The sequence below is a fragment of the Salmonella sp. 32082101201600294FB01SM01 genome, from assembly GCF_017572865.1.
GTDB lineage: Bacteria > Pseudomonadota > Gammaproteobacteria > Enterobacterales > Enterobacteriaceae > Salmonella > Salmonella enterica.
The window spans coordinates 1,649,560-1,670,527 of record NZ_JAGESB010000001.1; the positions used below are offsets into that span (position 1 = coordinate 1,649,560).

24 protein-coding genes, 3 tRNA genes and 2 pseudogenes are annotated in these 20,968 nt (G+C 49.4%); 8 read left to right on the top strand and 21 right to left on the bottom strand.

Annotated elements, in window-relative coordinates; all coding sequences use genetic code 11:
- Positions 1 to 49: 49 nt before the first annotated feature.
- Complete coding sequence (gene flhC, locus J4645_RS08100) at positions 50 to 634, bottom strand: flagellar transcriptional regulator FlhC (RefSeq protein WP_000605987.1); 585 nt, start codon at positions 632 to 634, stop codon at positions 50 to 52.
- Positions 631 to 972, bottom strand: a complete 342-nt coding sequence (gene flhD / locus J4645_RS08105) for a flagellar transcriptional regulator FlhD (RefSeq protein WP_001518146.1) — start codon at positions 970 to 972, stop codon at positions 631 to 633. The genes flhC and flhD overlap by 4 nt, the downstream gene beginning before the upstream one ends.
- Positions 973 to 1,654: 682 nt before the next feature.
- Here flhD and J4645_RS08110 point away from each other — a divergent pair.
- Together J4645_RS08110 and uspC are read left to right on the top strand one after the other, a co-directional pair.
- Positions 1,655 to 1,771 (top strand): hypothetical protein, encoded by a 117-nt coding sequence (locus tag J4645_RS08110; RefSeq protein ID WP_031601778.1) that lies wholly within the window; start codon positions 1,655 to 1,657, stop codon positions 1,769 to 1,771.
- Complete coding sequence (gene uspC / locus J4645_RS08115; RefSeq protein WP_000122606.1) at positions 1,768 to 2,196, top strand: universal stress protein UspC; 429 nt, start codon at positions 1,768 to 1,770, stop codon at positions 2,194 to 2,196. The genes J4645_RS08110 and uspC overlap by 4 nt, the downstream gene beginning before the upstream one ends.
- 17 nt (positions 2,197 to 2,213) lie before the next feature.
- Here uspC and otsA read toward each other — a convergent pair whose 3' ends face one another.
- The 4 genes and pseudogenes from otsA to J4645_RS08135 all read right to left on the bottom strand — a co-directional run bounded on the left by otsA (position 2,214) and on the right by J4645_RS08135 (position 5,604).
- Complete coding sequence (otsA, locus tag J4645_RS08120; protein ID WP_000089047.1) at positions 2,214 to 3,635, bottom strand: alpha,alpha-trehalose-phosphate synthase; 1,422 nt, start codon at positions 3,633 to 3,635, stop codon at positions 2,214 to 2,216.
- The gene (otsB, locus tag J4645_RS08125; RefSeq protein WP_023214819.1) at positions 3,610 to 4,413 is read right to left on the bottom strand and encodes a trehalose-phosphatase; all 804 of its coding nucleotides are present in this window, start codon (positions 4,411 to 4,413) and stop codon (positions 3,610 to 3,612) included. Before otsB ends, otsA begins: the two co-directional genes overlap by 26 nt.
- A 222-nt stretch (positions 4,414 to 4,635) precedes the next feature.
- A pseudogene (araH, locus tag J4645_RS08130) lies at positions 4,636 to 4,818 on the bottom strand (L-arabinose ABC transporter permease AraH); the annotation flags it as partial.
- Positions 4,819 to 5,046: 228 nt separating this feature from the next.
- Positions 5,047 to 5,604 (bottom strand): DJ-1/PfpI family protein, encoded by a 558-nt coding sequence (locus J4645_RS08135; protein WP_023213143.1) that lies wholly within the window; start codon positions 5,602 to 5,604, stop codon positions 5,047 to 5,049.
- Positions 5,605 to 6,161: 557 nt separating this feature from the next.
- Between J4645_RS08135 and J4645_RS08140 the strand changes: the two genes are divergently transcribed.
- Complete coding sequence (locus J4645_RS08140) at positions 6,162 to 6,665, top strand: non-heme ferritin-like protein (RefSeq protein WP_000741707.1); 504 nt, start codon at positions 6,162 to 6,164, stop codon at positions 6,663 to 6,665.
- A gap of 178 nt (positions 6,666 to 6,843) precedes the next feature.
- Here the strand turns inward: J4645_RS08140 and J4645_RS08145 are convergent, their stop codons facing one another.
- Positions 6,844 to 7,482 carry an RpiB/LacA/LacB family sugar-phosphate isomerase gene (locus tag J4645_RS08145; protein WP_000684804.1) on the bottom strand — a complete coding sequence of 213 codons (639 nt, stop codon included), beginning with the start codon at positions 7,480 to 7,482 and terminating at the stop codon, positions 6,844 to 6,846.
- Between the two features lie 254 nt (positions 7,483 to 7,736).
- On the opposite strand from J4645_RS08145, the gene J4645_RS08150 reads away from it, so the two are divergent.
- Positions 7,737 to 8,072 carry a YecR-like lipofamily protein gene (locus tag J4645_RS08150; RefSeq protein WP_000803229.1) on the top strand — a complete coding sequence of 112 codons (336 nt, stop codon included), beginning with the start codon at positions 7,737 to 7,739 and terminating at the stop codon, positions 8,070 to 8,072.
- Between the two features lie 239 nt (positions 8,073 to 8,311).
- On the top strand, positions 8,312 to 8,809 hold the full coding sequence (ftnA, locus tag J4645_RS08155) for a non-heme ferritin (RefSeq protein WP_000920619.1): 498 nt from the start codon (positions 8,312 to 8,314) through the stop codon (positions 8,807 to 8,809).
- Between the two features lie 45 nt (positions 8,810 to 8,854).
- Here ftnA and J4645_RS08160 read toward each other — a convergent pair whose 3' ends face one another.
- The gene (locus tag J4645_RS08160) at positions 8,855 to 9,094 is read right to left on the bottom strand and encodes a YecH family metal-binding protein (RefSeq protein ID WP_023214818.1); all 240 of its coding nucleotides are present in this window, start codon (positions 9,092 to 9,094) and stop codon (positions 8,855 to 8,857) included.
- Positions 9,095 to 9,320: 226 nt separating this feature from the next.
- On the opposite strand from J4645_RS08160, the gene tyrP reads away from it, so the two are divergent.
- The gene (gene tyrP, locus J4645_RS08165; protein WP_001562965.1) at positions 9,321 to 10,532 is read left to right on the top strand and encodes a tyrosine transporter TyrP; all 1,212 of its coding nucleotides are present in this window, start codon (positions 9,321 to 9,323) and stop codon (positions 10,530 to 10,532) included.
- 74 nt (positions 10,533 to 10,606) lie between these two features.
- Here the strand turns inward: tyrP and J4645_RS08170 are convergent, their stop codons facing one another.
- The 10 genes and pseudogenes from J4645_RS08170 to uvrY form a co-directional block, all read right to left on the bottom strand.
- Positions 10,607 to 11,272 carry a YecA family protein gene (locus J4645_RS08170; protein ID WP_000781521.1) on the bottom strand — a complete coding sequence of 222 codons (666 nt, stop codon included), beginning with the start codon at positions 11,270 to 11,272 and terminating at the stop codon, positions 10,607 to 10,609.
- Between the two features lie 238 nt (positions 11,273 to 11,510).
- Positions 11,511 to 11,837: a glucose-6-phosphate dehydrogenase gene (locus tag J4645_RS08175; protein WP_000240832.1), complete on the bottom strand. Its 327-nt coding sequence runs from the start codon at positions 11,835 to 11,837 to the stop codon at positions 11,511 to 11,513.
- Between the two features lie 212 nt (positions 11,838 to 12,049).
- Complete coding sequence (locus J4645_RS08180; protein ID WP_077905972.1) at positions 12,050 to 13,489, bottom strand: SH3 domain-containing C40 family peptidase; 1,440 nt, start codon at positions 13,487 to 13,489, stop codon at positions 12,050 to 12,052.
- Positions 13,490 to 13,702: 213 nt separating this feature from the next.
- Positions 13,703 to 14,034, bottom strand: a pseudogene (locus J4645_RS08185) (hypothetical protein).
- A 250-nt stretch (positions 14,035 to 14,284) separates the two neighbouring features.
- Positions 14,285 to 14,371, bottom strand: a tRNA-Leu gene (locus J4645_RS08190).
- 11 nt (positions 14,372 to 14,382) lie between these two features.
- Positions 14,383 to 14,456 (bottom strand) — tRNA-Cys (locus J4645_RS08195).
- Between the two features lie 51 nt (positions 14,457 to 14,507).
- Positions 14,508 to 14,583: transfer RNA gene (locus J4645_RS08200), tRNA-Gly, on the bottom strand.
- Between the two features lie 151 nt (positions 14,584 to 14,734).
- Positions 14,735 to 15,283 carry a CDP-diacylglycerol--glycerol-3-phosphate 3-phosphatidyltransferase gene (pgsA, locus tag J4645_RS08205; RefSeq protein ID WP_001160192.1) on the bottom strand — a complete coding sequence of 183 codons (549 nt, stop codon included), beginning with the start codon at positions 15,281 to 15,283 and terminating at the stop codon, positions 14,735 to 14,737.
- 56 nt (positions 15,284 to 15,339) lie between these two features.
- On the bottom strand, positions 15,340 to 17,172 hold the full coding sequence (gene uvrC, locus J4645_RS08210) for an excinuclease ABC subunit UvrC (RefSeq protein WP_001289475.1): 1,833 nt from the start codon (positions 17,170 to 17,172) through the stop codon (positions 15,340 to 15,342).
- Positions 17,169 to 17,825 carry a UvrY/SirA/GacA family response regulator transcription factor gene (gene uvrY, locus J4645_RS08215; RefSeq protein ID WP_000611323.1) on the bottom strand — a complete coding sequence of 219 codons (657 nt, stop codon included), beginning with the start codon at positions 17,823 to 17,825 and terminating at the stop codon, positions 17,169 to 17,171. The genes uvrC and uvrY overlap by 4 nt, the downstream gene beginning before the upstream one ends.
- A 311-nt stretch (positions 17,826 to 18,136) precedes the next feature.
- Between uvrY and J4645_RS08220 the strand changes: the two genes are divergently transcribed.
- Positions 18,137 to 18,292: a hypothetical protein gene (locus tag J4645_RS08220; protein WP_000546183.1), complete on the top strand. Its 156-nt coding sequence runs from the start codon at positions 18,137 to 18,139 to the stop codon at positions 18,290 to 18,292.
- On the top strand, positions 18,289 to 18,513 hold the full coding sequence (locus J4645_RS08225; RefSeq protein WP_000106483.1) for a DUF2594 family protein: 225 nt from the start codon (positions 18,289 to 18,291) through the stop codon (positions 18,511 to 18,513). Before J4645_RS08220 ends, J4645_RS08225 begins: the two co-directional genes overlap by 4 nt.
- Before the next feature lie 66 nt (positions 18,514 to 18,579).
- Here J4645_RS08225 and sdiA read toward each other — a convergent pair whose 3' ends face one another.
- The 3 genes from sdiA to tcyL form a co-directional block, all read right to left on the bottom strand.
- Complete coding sequence (gene sdiA / locus J4645_RS08230; protein ID WP_001157165.1) at positions 18,580 to 19,302, bottom strand: transcriptional regulator SdiA; 723 nt, start codon at positions 19,300 to 19,302, stop codon at positions 18,580 to 18,582.
- A 232-nt stretch (positions 19,303 to 19,534) separates the two neighbouring features.
- Complete coding sequence (gene tcyN / locus J4645_RS08235) at positions 19,535 to 20,287, bottom strand: L-cystine ABC transporter ATP-binding protein TcyN (protein ID WP_001273038.1); 753 nt, start codon at positions 20,285 to 20,287, stop codon at positions 19,535 to 19,537.
- Entirely contained in the window at positions 20,284 to 20,952 is a 669-nt protein-coding gene (tcyL, locus tag J4645_RS08240) for a cystine ABC transporter permease (RefSeq protein ID WP_001158238.1), read from the bottom strand. Before tcyL ends, tcyN begins: the two co-directional genes overlap by 4 nt.
- Positions 20,953 to 20,968: the final 16 nt, after the last annotated feature.

Here is a 20,968-nt window from a genome sequence, read left to right on the forward strand (position 1 = left end):
CAGCGGTAATGACTTACCGCTGCTGGAGTGTTTGTCCACACCGTTTCGGTTAAACAGCCTGTTCGATCTGTTCATCCAGCAGTTGTGGAATAATATCGGCAGCATCTCGGGAAAGTTTACGTCTTTTTACTGCGCGGGATGGCGGCTGGCATAAACTACACGCAAAGCTGCCCACGGGCTGATGCGCATGGGTAATAAAGTTCCCACCGCAGCAGTTACAGCTCGACAATTCAAGCAACCCACTTTCAACAAAACGCACCAGCGTCCATGCGCGAGTCAGCGCCAACAACGGCCCTTCAGGCGGTTGCGGACACTGCTCAAGATAAAGCCGATAAGCTTTAATCACCGCATCCACACCGCTGCATAAGCCGGTCTTCAGTAAAAATTGCCAGGCGTTGCAGAACATGGAGGCATGAATATTTTGCTCCCAGGTCATAAACCAGTCTGTCGAAAATGGCAGCATCCCTTTAGGCGGCGGGCTACCGCGTAATTCTTTGTACAGCCTGATGAGGCGACCACGGCTGAGCTGTGTTTCGCTTTCCAGCATTTGTAGACGAGCGCCAAGATTAATCAACTCCATCGCCAACTGGATATCGCGAGCTTCCTGAACAATGCTTTTTTCACTCATTATCATGCCCTTTTCTTACGCGCCGTATCGTCCACTTCATTGAGCAGACGCGTTGAAAGCATGATACCTGTGTGAATCTGCTGTAAATCATCGACGCGCGAATCCTGAGTCAAACGGGTGATCGTCTGATGATCGTCAAACCGGAAATGACAAACTAACTGGTTCGTCTCCGCCAGTTTGACCATCTGCGGCAAGGTCAACGCGCCCAGTGTGTTTGCCATCTCTTCGTTGATACCGAGGCGGAACATCGCAGATGCTTTGTCCTGGACGATCAAACGCTGTGCAAGGAGTAAATATGACAAATTGATGTCATAAATGTGTTTTAGCAACTCGGATGTATGCATTGTTCCCATCCAGAATAACCAACTTTATTTTTGTGCGACGTAGCCGCACCCCGTGATGTCGCCGGGAAGGCCCGGTAAAAGAAGCAAAAAGGTCAAATGCATAGCAGCGCTCAGACATTGTGGACATTGTGACGTATAACGCAGCTTCCCACTGAGATTCGCCTTACACGTTTACATCAATTTTTACAAATGCCTAAGATTTTTCCTAATTCGACGCAACTCTACTCGTCAGCTTCGTGACATACAACGGAGCGGGACGGCGATTTTAGAAAATATGTGATGTAGATCACATAATTTAACAGAATACTTACTATAAAACCATCAGCATGGCTTTTACTTTGTTTAATTAATAACCTAATGTTCACTTTTTCTATTCCACACTGCTGAATAGGGGGACGTCAACACCAAATTCTTTTTTGTTTCTCTCTGTTAAAATAACGCCAGGATAATAGATAACAGGCTATTATTTCTATTTTAGAAACGATTCTATTTTACCTTTAGTAAACAGTGGCTTAAATATTAAACGTTATTAATTAATCTCGTCACAGCATACGCCCTCCCCTGTTAAAAATAAGCTCATTTGATTTAACTTTTAGCTTTCCTTGTTCACCCGTTTAAATAAAGCATCCTGGTGGTGTGTAAAAAGTGTCTTATGCCACGATTCTTTACATAAGAATAATTAATGATTAATTATGATGTCCTTCACATTAATGTGGCATTAACGCATTGCAGAAATGCGCTAAACAGAGTAAAGCTAAAGCACAATCTCATATTCTTGCAATCAAGGAGCGAGTTATGAGCTACACCCATATTCTTGTCGCCGTTGCCGTCACCCCGGAAAGTCACCAGCTACTGGCTAAAGCGGTCTCTATCGCCCGCCCTGTTCAGGCGAAAGTAAGCCTGATTACTCTCGCTTCCGATCCCGAACTGTATAACCAGTTCGCCGCGCCCATGATGGAGGATTTACGCGCGGTTATGCATGAGGAAACCGAGAATTTTCTTAAGATGCTGGGGGAAAAGGCGGATTATCCGATTGAACAAACTTTCATCGCATCAGGTGAGTTAAGCCAGCATATTTTAGCTGTGTGCCGCAAACACCATGTTGATCTGGTCATTTGCGGCAACCATAACCACAGTTTCTTTTCGCGCGCGTCCTGCTCGGCAAAAAGTGTCGTCAGCGCCAGCCAGGTAGATGTGTTGCTGGTGCCGTTAGCGGGCGACTAGTCGCCGCTCGCAATATTTCAGGCCAGCTTAGGGAACGTCGCCACGTTGTTCTGCTGCTGACGCTCAGGGCTACGCGGCGTGACCTCCTTTAGGTCATGAATAAAACGCTCCTGCCAGCGGTTAATGTCATTTTTAACGATCACGTCCAGCATTTCCGCATGGCGCGAAATACGCTCGGCAAGGGGCATCGTTAACGCACGATTGAGCGCCGCCGCCACGTCATCCCGATCGTAAGGATTGACGATTAACGCCGACGTCAGTTCATTCGCCGCGCCGGCAAACTGTGACAGTACCAGTACGCCAGGATTAGCGGGGTCCTGCGCGGCGACAAACTCTTTCGCCACCAGGTTCATCCCGTCACGCAACGGGGTGACGAGCCCGACGTCTGAATAACGGAATATCTTCATTAACAGTTTACGGTCAAAATGCTGATTCAGATAATAGAGCGGCGTCCAGCCCAATTGTCCATATTTCCCATTAATCCGGCCTGCTTCCGTCTCAAGCTGGTGGCGAATATCCTGATATGCCTGTACTTCGCCGCGTGACGTAGGCGCAATTTGGGTATAACGAATTTTTCCCCGATGCTGCGGGTAGTTTTCCAGTAGCGCTTCATACGCCAGAAAGCGTTCCGGCAGCCCTTTCGAATAATCCAGCCGCTCAACGGAAAAAATATTCTTCACATTTTTCAGTTCCGCCTTGAGCTGCGCCAGTTTAGGCGGCAACGGCCCGGCTGCCTGCAGAGCAATCTCATCGGGCTCAATACCGATAGGATACACTTCTGTCTGGAAGTCTTTACCCCACGCGATATGCTGCTTGCCGCTGCGAGTCGTGACTCGCGTTTGACTCGAAAGGCTATCCAGAAAAGCCAGGCGATCATTTTCTGTCTGGAACCCGAGCAGATCAAAGTCACACAACTGCTCCAGCAGTTCATCATGCGGCGGTAAAGCGTTAAAAATCTCCGGGGTCGGGAATGGAATATGCAGGAAAAAACCAATTCGGTTGTTCACGCCGCGTTTACGCAGCTCGCTGGCGAACGGTAACAGGTGGTAGTCATGCACCCAAATGATGTCGTTCTCTTTAATGAGGGGCAATAACTTATCCGCTAATAACGTATTCACCCGCATATAGCCTTCCCATGCAGGACGCTGAAACTGTACCAGGTCCAGACGATAATGGAACGCAGGCCAGAGAACCGCATTGGAAAATTGACAGTAATAATCTTCGTAATCTTGTTCACTCAGGTTAAACGATGCCCAGGTAATATTACCTTTTGTCACCTTTTTTAATGGCTCATCCTCGTTACCTGTCTCGCCACTCCAGCCGAACCACAACCCGCCAGCCGCTTTTAGCGCGCCAAGCACGCCAACGGCGAGGCCGCCGGCGCCGCCTTTATTATCCGGGGGGGCAATTCGATTAGATACTACGACTAAACGACTCATAGCCATCTCTCCTGTTATTCATTACTTGTTGTTCTTGTTGTGGATAATTGATTTGCTCCAGCCAGCGCCAGACATCGGGTACGCTTTCCAGCCGCCATGCCGCCTGGGTTGCCCCGACGCCCACTTTTACGGAAATTCCGCCAGCGTGATTCACCACGCCAAAGCCAGCCTCATCGGTCAAATCGTCGCCCACAAAAACGGGAATCCGTCCCGCAAAGGGCGCCTCCTGCATAAAGGCGGCAATCGCTTCGCCTTTATTGGTTCCCTTAGGTTTGATTTCCACAACACATTTACCGGGCTGCAACGCCAGTTGCGGCCAGTGCTGCGTAACGTGTTGCGCAAGCGCCAATAGCGCCGCTTCATGTTCCGGAGCCTGACGGTAGTGCAGCGCAAACGCCATCCCCTTCGTCTCCAGCTCCGTTCCGGGCAGCGCTACAAGCGTCGAACGTAATAACACCTCCACCTCACGGACTACCGCTTCAGGAAGGCGCACGATATGGGTTTTACCATTGATGTCACGACGCTCTGCACCGTGAACGCCAGCGAGCGGAAAGCGAAAAGGCTTCGCCAAAGCATCCAGCTCAGTCATTGAACGCCCTGAAATCAATGCCAGTGCCCCTGCGTTGTGCGCCGCGAGACGGTCTAACAACTGAAGGATTTTATGCGGTACCACTACCTGATCGGGATGAGGCTTTATCTCTGCCAATGTGCCATCAAGGTCAAAAAAATACGCATAGTTCGCAGTGAGTTCGGGGGATACGGTTAACGGTTCTGCCACCCTGGTCTCCTCCTTATCATCATATTGAGACTCACAAACGGTCTCATTAGTCATGTAAGTATAGACAGTGTGACGCTGCTCGCCATTTAGAAAGACCATCGCCAGCCGGGGTAGCGGCTGGCGATGACGTGAAGCTATACTGTTTAGTTGAGTGTTAATTCATCAAATCGTACGCTTCGCTTTTTGCTTATAATGGTCGAAGATAACTGCTGTCAGAAGGATTCAGCCGCGAACCACATACTGTGCAAAAGGTGAAATGTTGAACAGGTTCATCGCGTTCTCCACCGTTCCTGATATCAGTACGCTCGCCACCACATATGAGACTTTTCCGAGGCCGCCTTTCAGGAATACCCCCCCTAAGACACCCGCAGAAATAACGATTAACTCATAACCCAGGGAAGTCATTGACCAGCTTTAGCGTTTTTTATGTAGGGTAAAGTCAAACGATTCTTGTTAGAGAAGACGTAAAACGGTGCACTATCTTTCATTCATTAGATAAATGCTGATGGCAGGAATAGTTTTAGCGAAAAATGACATAACCCAGAGCGAATTCATCAGCCAAAAGGCAGGAAAGCCAGCACATTAATCCATAACATCAGCCAGCTAATCCTTACGGCCCTGGGTGAATAACGATTACCAGGAATAATAGATATGTTCAGCCTGTTCGCGAACCGGCACATCGTCTCCCAGCAGTCTGGCGGAAAGGGTTAGCGCGAAATCAAAGACATGCCCCAAGCCTTTGCCGCTAATTAAATTACCATCTTCAACAACGGGCGCATCCACATAGACACCTTCCGGAACCGCTTTCCACAGGTCGCCGGAACAGACATAACGACGCCCCTTCAGCAATCCGTGAGCACCCAGCACCCTTGCCGCCGCGGAACAGATAGGACAAATTAATTTGCCTGCCGCATCATGACGCGCAACGAAAGCGATCACCGCCGGATTAGCCGCCAGATTAGCGCTCCCCTGCGGACCGCCCGGCAGCACTACCGCATCGAAAAGCGCCTGCTGGCGTTCACTCAGCGTGCTGTCCGCAACCATAGGAATATCATGGTAACTCACCACCGCCCGTGATTCAGCACACGCCAGCGTTTCGACGTCGATATACAAACGTCGCAGAATATCAAGAGTAACAATGGCCTCTGCTTCTTCAAATCCTGGTGCCAACAGCACCGCGACCTTTTTCATTGACTGCTCCTTGTTAACGAGTCACCCATCAAAACTGCGCTCAACCGAATAACGTGCTCGTATGATTAATGACATTAAAAATGATCTACCGCAAAATCGGCTAGTTTATAAAAACAGGCATATTTGCTCTCAACCGTTTATGCGTGTGATATCCAGACTGGCTAATGTTTATTTTATTGAAATTACCATACTTGAAAGGCTCACCCCATGATCTGAAACAATGTTTCATAAATTAGAAACCCATATAATATCATTTAACTTTCAAACAGTTGCAACCGCTCCACACCAAAAATCATTACACCTGAAAAAATCACACCGCTGAAAATGTAAAAAAAGATAAACAATTGCATTTAAGGATTTTCTTATTTTTATTGACGCGCTATTCTCATTACCGATCGATAAACAGGAAATGAGATCGCATAAGGGACTGGCGGAACGGAGTTCTTCTGCTAAGAGTATTTATTGTGCATAGATGATAGATGTAAGAAAGTGACAACGGCCCGTTGCATTCTCGTCTGTCATGCACATCAACACTTTCTGGAAATAAGGATATTGTTATGGCAGCTGTAGGAATGGTTCAAAAGCTCAACACGCCAATGAACCTTGAGTTTTACGCATCAAATCTTTACCTCCATCTAAGCGAATGGTGTTCTGAACACAGTTTAACAGGCACCGCCACCTTTCTTCGTACCCAGGCGCAAGGCAACGTGACGCAAATGATGCGCATGTTTAATTTTATGAAAAACGCCGGTGCCACCCCTATCGTTAAAGCCATTGATGTTCCGGGTGAAGAGCTCTGCTCTCTGGAAGAATTGTTCCAGAAAACCCTGGAGGATTATCAGCAACGCGCCAGCACGCTGTCGCGTCTGGCAGATGAAGCGAAAGCGCTGAATGATGCCTCAACGCTCGATTTTCTCCATACCCTGGAAAAAGAGCAGCAGCAGGATGGCGTACTTTTACAAACTATTCTCGAAGAAGTTCGCAGCGCTAAACGAGCAGGGTTATGCCTGGCGCAAACCGATCAGCATCTCCTTAACGTCGTGACCTATCAGCATCACTGATAGCGGCTCCCCGAGCGACAATATTGAGACGTTATTAGCCGGATAGCAACGCGAAGCAGCTTATCCGGCCTACACCGTTTCTGATCTGTTTGCCAGAGGTGGCGCCTGTCGCTACTGGCGTATTATCGGCACATCATGCCAGCCGACAGGCGCGAAACGTCTCTGGCTTGTCCGGGCATTACCCCAGCATCTCACGTACAAACGCTTCTATTTCTTTATTCTGTCCGTTTTCAAACAAACATTGCTGGAAACGCGGCCCTGAAACCGCCGTTTTAACCAGTTCAGGATCGATAGCCCGCAGTGTATCCAGATAATTCTCTTTGACGACCGCGGCCTTAACCTGGTTCAAAATGCCCGCATTGCGTACCTGCGGCGCTTTGCGCTCAGGCGGATACCCCTCGCCTTTACGCCCGGTAAACGCTTTTTCAAAGATGAAACGCACGTTCAGCTCAGCGCCCCAGCCAAAGCCTTTCGCAAATGGCAGGGACAACGCATTGCCGTTGTTGATCTGCGCAAACAGAAAAGCATCTGCCGGATCGATGCAATAGCCACAAATGACACCTGGATGAATATTTAACGACATCAGCGCGCCCTGACCGGTGCCACAGCCAGTAACCACAAAATCAACCGCGTTTGCATTAAGCAGAATACTCGCCATGATGCCTAAATGAATGTACGTCAGGTGATGGTCATTTTCGTCGCACATGCCGACGTTAAAAACGGGAAATCCCTTTTCATTGGCGACGGCGCTAAGTTCGTTATAAATGATGGCATTTTTGCTGGCCTGGCTATTTTCCATCATCAGTGCAATTTTCATCCTGTTCCTCCTGAATGCAGACGGTCTTGCCTGCGTAAATCATAACGTTTTGCCCACACCACACATTTGCGAACACACATTCAAATTTAATGAAATGAGGTTTCATTAAATGAAAAGACGCTCACACATTTTCTGTTCCTGCTGTAAATCCCTGCCGTTACCTTTAATCAAGGCGAATCCGTAAGTTATTCCAGCCATTGACGGTGCAAGACACGAGGTAGCATGGTCTGATACCGAACTGTCGGAGCGATTTTATGAAGCCTCTTATTTTTACTCTTTCACTGCTAGCCCTGACGGGATGCACCATTACTCGACAAGCGCAGGTCAGCGAAGCCAGCCCGATAAGCGGCATCGTGCGCCTGACGTATAACCAGCCGCTATTTTTTACTTCACGGACAGATGACTATGTATCTCACGGGACCGCAACACGCGAATGCCAGCAGATGGGCTATGCCGATGCCGTTTCGTTTGGTCAGCCGGTAGGAACCTGTAGCATTTATGCGGGCTCGTTGTGTCTGAACACCCGATTTACCCTCTCCTGGCAGTGCCGGGGCGTTGCCGTCCCGCAAATCATGCCGCTTTATTATTAAGGCGGCTGGCTTAACGCCGACACCATGTACAATGGAGGAGAGTGCAGGGTCGCTATTGCCAGCATGAAGGTGCTGGCTTTCCTTTATTTTTATACGCTATACACTGACGTTAATGCGTTTTATTCCCATTCGTATTTTTAATAATTAAATTTAATATTTTACCTTTTGCAAATAATAAAATAACAAATTATAGTGGCGCCACATTACTGTATATCTTTTGCTATTTGTGGAGCGGAACCATGCTGAAAACAGAAATGATCGACAAACTGAATGAGCAAATGAATCTGGAGTTGTACTCCTCCCTGCTCTATCAACAAATGAGCGCGTGGTGCAGCTATCACAGTTTTGAAGGCGCGGCCGCATTTCTTCGTCGCCATGCGCAAGAAGAGATGACGCATATGCAGCGCCTGTTTGACTACCTTACCGATACCGGAAGCCTGCCGCGCATTAATACCGTTTCTTCGCCCTTCGCTGAGTACACCTCACTGGATGAGCTGTTCCGCGCGACCTATGAGCATGAGCAGCTTATTACGCAAAAAATTAATGAACTGGCTCATGCCGCAATGACCAGCCAGGATTATCCGACATTTAATTTCTTGCAGTGGTATGTGGCAGAACAGCATGAAGAAGAAAAACTGTTCAAATCTATTATTGATAAATTAACGCTGGCGGGAAAAAGCGGCGAAGGGCTTTATTTCATTGATAAAGAACTCTCCACACTGGATACGCAAAATTAATCCAACACGTCCTTACACGGTGAGACGAGCTCTCACCGTGGCGTATTAGTGGCGGCAGATTTTACTCTCATGCGTTGAAAAACCGTCCTCCACGGCAATAAACTTTCCTTTCGCCGCCAGAAACGCGACCAGTTCCGCCGCCGTCATATCTGACGCTGAACAGGTGTGAAATCGTGCCCGCTCGCCAAAGTGCGCTTTTATTGCCGCCTCCAGCGAGGTATGCGTGTACTGCTCGCCAGACTCAATCATCATGTTGAGCACTTCGTGACCGTGAATGGAATCCATAACTCCTCCTGAATAAAACTCGTAGCCTAATGTGTCCTTGTGCGAGCGACTTTGCGCTAGCGCAGGTTTGCGGCGGTTGTCCGCGTCTCCTCTCATATTCGCTTTTATGCCCGGAACTGTAAATTTTACAGTACACCCATTGTAACGACCATTTGACGAAAATAGCGTAATGCCTTACCCTGCGCCGCGGATATCACCGTTCTTTGTTACCGGGGTAGTAGAAAGCGTGAAAAACAGAACTCTGGGCAGTATTTTTATCGTGGCAGGCACTACTATCGGCGCCGGGATGCTGGCAATGCCGCTGGCAGCGGCTGGCGTTGGTTTCAGCGTCACGCTGGGATTGTTGATTGGCCTGTGGGCGCTGATGTGTTATACCGCGCTACTATTACTGGAGGTATATCAACACGTTCCGGCAGATACCGGGCTGGGCTCGTTGGCAAAACGCTATCTTGGACGTTACGGACAGTGGCTTACGGGATTCAGTATGATGTTCTTAATGTATGCGCTCACCGCCGCCTACATTTCCGGAGCCGGAGAATTACTGGCATCCAGTATTAATAACTGGCTTGGCGCCACGCTCTCGCCCGCTGCCGGGGTGCTGCTGTTCACCTTTGTTGCCGGTGGGGTGGTGTGTGTGGGCACCTCGCTGGTCGACCTTTTTAACCGCTTCCTGTTTAGCGCAAAGATCATTTTTCTGGTCATCATGCTTGCGTTGCTCACGCCACATATTCATAAAGTAAATCTTCTTACGCTTCCTTTACAGCAGGGGCTGGCGTTATCCGCCATACCGGTCATTTTCACCTCGTTTGGTTTTCACGGAAGCGTACCGAGTATTGTGAGTTATATGAACGGCAACATTCGCCGGCTGCGTTGGGTCTTTATGACGGGTAGTGCCATTCCGTTAGTGGCCTATATTTTTTGGCAGCTCGCCACGCTGGGAAGTATCGACTCGCCGACATTCAGAGGGCTACTGGCCAGCCATGCCGGGTTAAATGGCCTGCTGCAGGCACTCAGAGAAGTGGTCGCTTCGCCACATGTCGAACTGGCGGTCCACCTGTTCGCCGATCTGGCGCTGGCGACCTCTTTTCTGGGCGTAGCGCTAGGATTATTTGATTACCTGGCCGATCTATTCCAGCGCCGCAGTACGGTGTCCGGACGTCTGCAAACCGGGCTGATTACCTTTCTGCCGCCGCTGGCGTTTGCGCTTTTCTACCCACGTGGATTTGTGATGGCATTAGGCTATGCCGGCGTAGCGCTGGCAGTGCTGGCACTGCTCATCCCTGCTATGCTGGTCTGGCAATGCCGTAAACAGAGCCCTCAGGCGGGATATCGTGTGGCAGGCGGCACGCCAGCGCTGGCGCTGGTGTTTATCTGCGGCATTGTCGTGATTGGCGTCCAGTTTTCGATCGCACTGGGGTTCCTGCCCGATCCAGGTTAACGCCAGGCAAAGATTACCGGGCCCGGACGCCGTCCAGGCTCGATAATCATCACGCTATGGCCGTTTACGAGCCATTAATGCAGGCAGCACTGCTTAAATTTTTTGCCGCTCCCGCATGGACAAGGATCGTTACGCCCCACTTTCACCTCTGCTTTTATCGGCATCTGTAGCGGCGTCGTGTGCGGATGCGCCATCCACCAGGCATGAAGCTCAAGCGCCGCGATACGGATAGCGTCAACGCTTTTATCGAACGCTTCCGGGCTCATTTTATCCAACAGCGCAAAGTTTTCTTCAGTGCCGTGTAAGGCAATCGCTTCCAGCGCCGGTTTTAGCGTATCCGGCAAGTCAGACCAGTCGGACAGCGACACTCCGCGCATGTAACCAAAGCACCATTCTTCAACAATCGTTAATTCATGGCCATCAACCTCTCGCAGGCCAAACAGCGGCTCGAACTGTTCTGGATAATCTTCAAGCCGGGCGGCTGTGTCCGCCATGTGCTGGAACACCAGATCCATAAATCGCGTCATTTCTTTTTCAGATGTCCAGCGCGGTACGTACGCGGGTCCCCCCCATATCGCGACCAGCCACTGTTCCGGCTCGATGGGACGCGGAGAACTTAGTACCGCAGTAATCAGACCGTCCAGCTCCGCGACATCCAAAATGGCCTGATCGGTATTGTATTTCGTCAGCACATCATCCAGCCATTCCAGCTCGTTCTCGTTTAATGGTTCCATTTTCATAACGCTTTTCCTCAGTGATGACTTCCGCCTGTAGGCCTCTTACATTGCAGCGGATAAAAATAATTTTTTTGCAGGCAGTTTGGATGGCAACCATCAGGGGCCAGATTAACACGAAATGAGGAGGATTCCGGAAGTTAACGCACAAAAGGAGGATCAGGGCGCAGATTTTCCGCCAGGAAGCGCTCGCCCCACACAAAAGCGAGAGATGGGTTTCTCGCTATATTATACTCATGCTAACTTATACCACCGCCGCGGACAGATAAAACCGCCCTCTCAAATAGAGCTTATTTTCAGTAAAAAAGTGTTTAATGAGTTCGTCTACCGCTTCTCTGTCAGCAGAAAAGGTTATTTCCATAAACAGCGTATCGTACCCTATTTTGATATTTTTTTTCTTACAGTAAACACGGATATCATCCTGCACACTCAGCAACGGCAGGCTAAATGTGTATAGCGGTTGCGGTTCTTTTTTCGCCGCTTTCTCAAAAACTTTAGTGACCAGATCCCCAAGATCGCGCTCTGACCGGGCACCGTTATTAAAATGCAATAAATTACGTCTTTTTACCACCCAGCCTCCAGCCAGATACCGCCAACAATAACTCTCACTTCAATGTGTGAGGCACATAATCACATCCAGAATCAGCTCCAGATAGTATTTCAAATAAACAGCCCGCACTATAGCGCATACTTTTTTCAGACACAGTTTACAGGGATACTCTCTTTATATCCACGCGCACGGCTGCCTTAATCATGTCTTCCGCGATAACACAGCTTGTCAACCTATTCTATATAACCAAGCTTAAACAGAACCTTACCAGCCAGCGATATCAGCTCAGGATTTTCAGGATAAAAACGCAGTAACGGCAAAAATACCGCCTCACCGATAATGCTCCGGCTATTAGCATGGTTTGGGCGCAATCCCCAGATATTCTGATAAGTCATCGGCACGACCTGCCCATTCATGGTTGTGTTACCGATATACAGCATAATATGCCCTGGAATATAGACCAACGTAGTAAACGGTTTTCCGTATCTGGTGAGATAATCGATCCGCATTTGGGGATTTTTATGACTAAGATCGACCACCCGTCCAGCAGACTCTACCTGCGCGGATGAATGTCTGGGCAGGAATATGCCAAACGGCATTAACAGGCTGCGGACTTCGGCTGAACAATCATTATAAAAGTTAAAATTTCCCCAACCGTAGGGGGCGCCGTGCATTGCTTTCATTAGCACGGCGATATTTTCCGGCGTCATTTTCCACGGCATAGCCGTAAACTCGTTACCGCTTAGCCAGACCCAATGGATAAACGCACGACCATTGCTATCGCGAACTGGCGCCGCAATCAGGAACTGGCCCGCCCGTTGATGTCGGAACGGTAAAATAGTGCCCGGTCGCCCGGTGAAATAATAGACGCCTGCGGCATGGACAGAAACCGGCGCGTTGATAAATGCCCCCAGTTGCTTATGAGCAAGCAAAACCCACTGTGTTATAAATTTCTGATCCGCACTGGCAATATCTTCACTATGAACCCAGCCAGTTACCGCTGGTGAAACGACATATTGCCAGCGTTGGTCTTTGCTCTTCGTCAGCGTATAGACCGGCGTACCGGGACGCAGCGAAGACATTTGTAAATTATCAAACGGGTACCCCTCGCCCGCCTGACGGGGATCGTTAAAGAGCGGGTCGTCCGTTGGCAGCGCTCTGACTAAACTTTCCCTGACCATAATGCCTCGCCGGGAGGCATGATAGATATTGTCAATCTGCGTATCCGTATTCCCTCTAACCCCCTCTTTCCAGCGAGAGGTATAAAGTCTGAAGTTTTCCCCCCAATAAGCACTGCCGTCGCTAAGAAACTGCTTAATACTGGCATCCCGCGCCTGTGCTGCGTTTTTTTTCAGCAATGCGGTAATATAAAAACCATTCCACGGCGAGTGCGCTTCACTGTCCATTCCGAAATAATGAGATTTTAGTGCGTTAAAGTAGCGTTGTTGGGTAGCACTATCAATAACCGGAATAGTGTAATCAGCCGAGTCCGGAGGTATCCATTTATCAACCGACTGTGAATAATCCGCTAACGGAAAGCGTGTTTTTGTCGGGTCAATATAGCTCCCTGTGAGAATTTCATCTTTGGCTGTTGATCGGTAGGTCGTCTGGTGGCAAGCGGTGAGGCACAATGGTATCAATAAAACGGCCCAGGTTTTCTTTTGCATCATCATCTCCGTAAAGCGGGGAAGGCATAATATAGAGACTGACCAAAACCGCCATTCACGAAAACCCGAAATTATCTGTAGTTGACCTGTTATTAAGACAATATTGCAAAACGTGATTAAAGCATGATGCGGATCACATTACCTTATGATGAATATTAGTTCGCTATCTACCTTTAATTAAATTGTGCAGAAAACACCCCTGAACAGTTATATACTCGTTTAATTTGCATAAATACTCCACTGCCCCGCCCCTGTTTTTTTCAGACAATACATACTGTAGCGCGTCAGCTCTACTTTTTTTATATACTCTGCAAAATCGTTTTCATCGACGTAGCCAATAAAATTACGCGCATCACATGTCGAAGAGGAAAACTCGCCTGGAAGAGAGTAGGTTGCGATTGCACTCTCAGGCTCATACAAAATAAAAAAAAGTAGCAAAGCGCAACCTACAATCCCAATATTAATGAAGCTAATAAATAATTTTGCATTATCGGTATATTTCACTGGCAGACCTACTCACTTTATAAAGCAGGCATAAAACATATCAGCATTTTTTATAGAGATTAATGGATTTTATCGGCTGATTTACCCGACGTTTAGTATTTACCAGGCATAAGTTCTTGCGGGTCGGTAGCACATAACTGTTGTACTGGCAGAAATGCCGCTACCGGTGTTTTTTTACCGTGTATCGCGCTGGAAAGTTCACGCTCGCGGTCGGCATACAAATTGAAGACACAAAAAAACCACCCGTAGGTGGTTTCACGACACTGCTTATTGCTTTGATTATTCTTGTCTTTCCCATGGTACCCGGAGCGGGACTTGAACCCGCACAGCGCGAACGCCGAGGGATTTTAAATCCCTTGTGTCTACCGATTCCACCATCCGGGCTCGGGAAAAATTGGAGGCGCGTTCCGGAGTCGAACCGGACTAGACGGATTTGCAATCCGCTACATAACCGCTTTGTTAACGCGCCAAATTTTTTTGCTTTTCAGCCAGCATCCGCTTTACGCCAATGCTTTTAAACTGGAGCGGGAAACGAGACTCGAACTCGCGACCCCGACCTTGGCAAGGTCGTGCTCTACCAACTGAGCTATTCCCGCAGTATCAAGCAACTTTGTTAATCACTTGATTTTGTTATCGTCTGGCAATCAGTGCTACCGTTCGATGCGTTGCATTCTACTTACCTGACGCACTGAGTCAACGATATTTTTCGTCACTCACGATCGTTTGCTGAAATTTGCGGCGAAACGATCACTGATCAAGCAAATCTCCGCGTGCAGCGCTCAAATATTGCAACATGGACCACAACGTTAGCACCGCTGCAACAAAGAAAAGCGCGATCCCGGCATACTCTACCCAGATATTCGGACGCCACAAGAGCCACGCCAGCGCCACCATCTGCGCGGTAGTTTTGACTTTACCGATCCAGGAGACCGCTACACTACTGCGTTTGCCCAGCTCCGCCATCCATTCACGCAGAGCAGAGATAATAATTTCGCGGGCTATCATCGTCGCCGCAGGTAACGTCACCCACCAGCTATGATAATGCTCAGTGACCAACACCATGGCGATCGCCACCAGCACCTTGTCGGCGACGGGGTCGAGGAAAGCGCCGAAACGCGTACTCTGGTTCCAGCGTCGCGCCAGAAAGCCGTCAAACCAGTCGGTAATAGCGGCAATACAGAAAATCAGCGCGCTGACCATCGGCGCCCAGGCGAACGGCAAATAAAACACCACGACAAAGAATGGAATCAGGATGACGCGAAACAGCGTGAGCAACGTAGGGATATTAAATTGCATAGTGACGGGTAACTATCTGTTGTCAGTGAAATTACCCCTATGTTGCTACAGTGGCCTCAATGTTTCAACGACCAGAAGATCTTTTCTGCCAGACCTTGCGAAATACCCGGCACTTTTGCAATTTCTTCTACGCTGGCGTTACGTAGTCCTTGCAAACCGCCCATATATTTCAGCAGCATCTGGCGACGTTTAGGCCCAACGCCTTCAATAGTTTCCAGCGTACTGGTATTTTTAACCTTTGCGCGTTTTTTACGGTGTCCGCCGATCGCGTGATCGTGCGACTCATCGCGAATATGCTGAATAACATGCAGCGCCGGCGAGTCCGGCGGCAGGCTAAACCCCTCTCCTTCCGGTTCAAAAAAGAGTGTTTCCAGACCGGCCTTTCTGTCTGCGCCTTTGGCGACGCCGAGCAACAAAGGGCGATGCTTATCCCAGGGGACATCCAGCTCAGCGAAAACGGCTTTCGCCTGGGCGAGCTGCCCTTTTCCGCCGTCGATCAGAATAACGTCCGGAATCTTACTTTCTTCTATGGCCTTGCCATAACGCCGACGTAGCACCTGATTCATCGCCGCGTAGTCATCACCCGGCGTGATGCCCGCGATATTATAACGACGATACTCGGCGCGTAACGGCCCGTTAGCGTCAAATACCACACAGGATGCGACCGTTTGCTCCCCCATGGTATGGCTGATGTCAAAACACTCCATCCGCTTAATAGCAGGAAGTTTTAATACCGCCGCCAGCGCAGTCAAACGCTGCGTGATGGTGGACTGCTGCGAAAGTTTTGTAATTAAGGCCGTTGCCGCGTTGGTCCGCGCCAGCTTGAGATAACGGGCGCGATCGCCGCGCGGTTTTGTCTGGACATGAATACGCCGTCCGGCAAGCTCCGACAACGAGTCGGCGAGCAGCGTTTTATCGCTAAGATTAAAATCGAGCAGTATCTCGCCCGGTAGCGTGCGCATCTGGCTACCCTGCAGGTAAAACTGCCCGACAAAGGTTTCCACCACTTCGCCCAGTTCCGTACCGCCAGGCACTTTTGGAAAATAGCTGCGGCTGCCCAGCACCTTACCCTGGCGAATAAACAGCACATGCACACAGGCCATACCCGCATCGAAAGCCACGCCGATAACGTCGAGATCGTCGCCCGCATTGGAGACAAACTGTCTCTCCGTGACCCGGCGTACCGCCTGGATCTGATCGCGAATACGCGCCGCCTCTTCAAATGCCAAATCCTGGCTGGCCTTTTCCATCCGGGCAATCAGCTGTGTTAAGACCTGGTCGTCCTTGCCGGACAAAAACAACCGGACATACTCCACCTGTTGCGTGTACTCCTCCTCGCTGACCAGTCCTGCAACGCAGGGGCCTAAGCAGCGGCCAATCTGGTATTGCAGGCAAGGACGCGAGCGGTTGCGATACACGCTGTTTTCGCACTGGCGGATAGGGAAAATTTTCTGTAACAGCGCCAGCGTTTCCCGCACGGCATAGCCGTTAGGAAATGGGCCGAAGTACTCGCCTTTCGCATGTTTAGCGCCACGGTGCATCGCCAGACGCGGATGGGTATCGCCGCTCAGAAAAATAAAAGGATAGGATTTATCATCACGCAACAACACGTTGTAACGCGGTTGATACAACTTGATGTAATTATGCTCAAGCAGCAGCGCTTCCGTTTCGGTATGCGTTACCGTGACATCAATGTGTTGAATTTGCGCAACTAGCGCTTCGGTTTTACGCGAAGCCAGGTTGCTGCGAAAGTAGCTGGAAAGACGCTTTTTCAGGTCTTTTGCTTTACCAACATAGATAACCGTACCGCCGGCGTCATACATACGATAGACACCGGGTTGGCTGGTAACGGTTTTCAAAAACGCCTTTGCGTCAAATATTTCACTCACTGGCTTGTTAACGTCTCCGCATTACACAGGCCATGGCGGATTGCCAGGTGAGTCAGCTCAACATCACCATGAATGTTTAATTTACTGAACATACGATAGCGATAGCTGTTCACCGTTTTAGGACTGAGATTCAGCTGTTCTGAAATCTCATTGACCTTCTGACCCTTGGTGATCATCAGCATAATCTGCAACTCGCGTTCAGACAAACTGGCGAACGGCGTTTCCGTTTTTGCAGGCTCGATCTGACTGAGCGCCATCTGCTGAGCGATATCGGAGGCGATATAACGTTGTCCGGAATACACCGAACGAATAGCGCTCACCACCTCCTGAGGCGCAGCGCCTTTGCTGAGATAGCCAGCTGCGCCAGCCTGCATCACTTTGGCGGGCAACGGGTTCTCCGTATGGACGGTCAGCATGATCACTTTGATATCCGCTGTCGATCGGGCAATTTTACGCGTTGCCTCAAGGCCGCCAATACCGGGCATGTTCATATCCATCAGCACGACGTCAACGGCGTTAGTACGGCACCATTTTACCGCATCCTCTCCGCAGCACGCTTCACCGACAACTTTAATGCCCTTTATATCTTCAAGAATGCGTCGTATCCCTGCGCGCACCAGTTCGTGGTCATCAACAAGAAGAACGTTGATCAAAGGAATATCTCCAGAATAGGGATAACGCTACTGATAGTTAATCGTCCTTATATTAGCTGGTTTTATCTCAACTTTGAAACGTAAAAAAACACCGGGTATTCGATTTTGCTCTCGTTTTTGGAAATTATGTTGTACGTCATGTGGCAACTGCCAATGTTGTAGCCCCTTCTGGCGGCGCTGTCCCGCGCTGCTATTTCATAATGGTGACAAAAATTTCACGTTCCGCTGTCTAAACACTAATTAGAGAATCAACTTTGTAACAATAATTAACGAGTGAAATACGCGTAATAAACAAAGAATGAAGAAAATATATGCATCACGCGGCAACGTTTATTTTGTGGGTAAACCTTCCCCTTTTTGATCAAAAAACAACCACTGCTATTTTTAGCGTAGCTTATGGTATACTCCGCCGCCTTAACATCTGCTATCGCACATTTTCACTGAAACATAACGAGGAAAATAAATGAGTACGCCTGATTTTTCCACCGCTGAGAATAATCAAGAACTGGCTACTGAAGTCAACTGCCTGAAAGCCATGTTAACGCTGATGCTGCAGGCGATGGGCCAGGCCGATGCAGGGCGCGTGATTCTTAAAATGGAAAAACAGATCGCGCAGATGGATGATGAAGCACAAGCGGCGGTATTTTCCAGTACGGTTAAGCAAATTAAACAAGCTTACCGCCAGTAGTAAAAAACCGGCTGTTAGCATCGCTTTCAGCCGGTTTCGCGTCTGGCGCGAAGCATCGTCAGCACGTCATATCAGACCTGTCGCCGCAGCGTAGCAGGCAATCTGTGTTTTATTTGGCGCATTGAATTTCTTCTGCATGTTTTTCTGATGGAAGTTAACGGTATTTTCAGAAATCGACAGAATAATGGCGATCTCCGATGAGGTCTTCCCTTCCGCCGTCCACTTCAGAATCTCTTTCTCACGTTTACTGAAACGCATCTCAGGCGCCATCACCATGTCGTCTTCAAATCTTGTCAGCGCCGAAAGACTCTCCCGCGCCAGCAGTTGCAACCTCAGCTCCACTTCATCGTAGGTAAACGAGGAGCAGCGTAAACTGCTTCGGGAGAAAGATAAAAAGCCCAGCGCCCGGTTCGGCAACATCACACACTGGGTTACGCCTCTGCGTAATCCGAAACGCTGGGCGGCATCCCACATCGCCTGCGCTTCATGAAATAGCATGTCATCCCAATGTAAATGACCCTGCCTGAAATTTTCCGGCTTTAATACCGGATCGATCGCAAAATAGTTTTCGGACTGATAATGCGTTACCCACGCCGGAGGATAAGTGGTACGAAGCGATATTTTAGGCCGGGTAAAGGGAACGGGATGACGAACACACAGGGCATAATAATCAAATTCCAGCCGCTGTGTCTGATATTGCAATTCAGTATAAACATCCTCTGCTGCCGCCATCTCCTGAAAGCGTAACAACATTGCGCGTCGCCAGGTGAAGAAATCATTTTCCTGCATATTTTATGGTCACGCCTTTGATATTGATAATCATTATTATGAATAACTTAAATTAACACATAAATAGTGTTTATATATAAGAAATATCGGACGAATCGTAGAATACTTGAGCGGCATTACAGTTTTTTGGCTTCCGCCTGAGAGCGAGGTTAATAATCTGGCAGAATGACTTCATAATTATTCATTGCGCTCGCCCGAGGCGCGGCTAATTCGGGCGAGCGTTGAAAAGGTATTATTTCACTAAAAATTTCTCAAGGAACTGGCGGGTACGCGGATGCTGAGGATCGGCGAACAAGGTTTTCGCCGGCCCCTGCTCAACGATTTGCCCCTGATCCATAAATATTGCCCGATCAGCCACGTCACGCGCAAAGCTCATTTCGTGAGTGACGATCACCATCGTGCGCTTTTCCTGCGCCAGCTGGCGAATCGTATTAAGCACCTCGCCGACTAATTCAGGATCAAGCGCCGACGTCGGCTCATCAAACAGAATCACTTCCGGGCGCATCGCCAGCGCGCGTGCAATCGCCACGCGCTGCTGTTGCCCGCCCGACAGGCGGCGCGGATAACGGGTCTCTTTACCAGCCAACCCGACTTTGGCTAACAGTTCCCGCGCCAGCGCCGTCGCCTCGGCTTTCGGCTCTCCCTTTACAATCACCGGACCTTCAATGATATTTTCCAGCACGGTACGATGCGGGAACAGGTTAAAACTCTGAAAGACAAAGCCGACATGCTGACGTAGCTGGCGAATCAACCCTTTTTGCTGGCTGAATGGGCGGGCGGTATCGATGATAATATCGCCTACTTTAATGGTGCCCGCTTCCGGTTGTTCCAGCAGGTTAATGCAGCGTAATAACGTTGTCTTCCCTGAGCCGCTCGGGCCGATAATGGCGACGACTTCTCCGGGCTTCACCTCAAGGTCGATACCGTGCAGCACCGTTTGACCATGAAATTTTTTGACCAGGTTGGTGACTTCGATCGCACTCATTTTGGCTCTCTCTCCTGGCGGTTAAGCTGGTTTTCAAAATAGTTTTGCAGTGCCGATAAGACGGTCGCCATTACCCAGTAGATTAACGACGCGGCCAGATACATGGTAAACACCTCCAGCGTTCGCGAGGTAATTAACTGCGCCTGGCGGAACAACTCCGGCACCTGAATCGTCGCGGCGAGCGACGTATCTTTCACCAGGCTGATAAAGCTGTTGCTCAACGGCGGAAGCGCGACGCGAGCCGCCTGCGGCAAAATAGCGCGACGTAGCGTTTGCCACGGCGTCATGCCAATGCTCGCCGCCGCTTCCCATTGTCCCTTGTCGATAGCCGAGATCGCCGCGCGCAGCGTCTCGGACGTGTAAGCCGCGGTATTGAGCGATAAACCAATCATCGCCGCCGGGATAGGGTCCAGCTCAATACCAAATTGCGGAAGGCCGTAATAGATCATAAATAACTGGGCGATAAGCGGCGTACCGCGAAAAATCGAGATATAAAAGCGCGCCAGCCAGCGAACCGGCCATAGCGGAGACATCCGCATCAGCGCCAGCACAAATCCCAGCAGCAGACCAAAAAACATACCGCCAATACTCAGTTGCAGGGTAAAGACGGCGCCTTTAAGCAAATACGGCAGCGATTCAATAACCAGTTGGATACTTTCTTGCATTCGCGTTGATTACCTG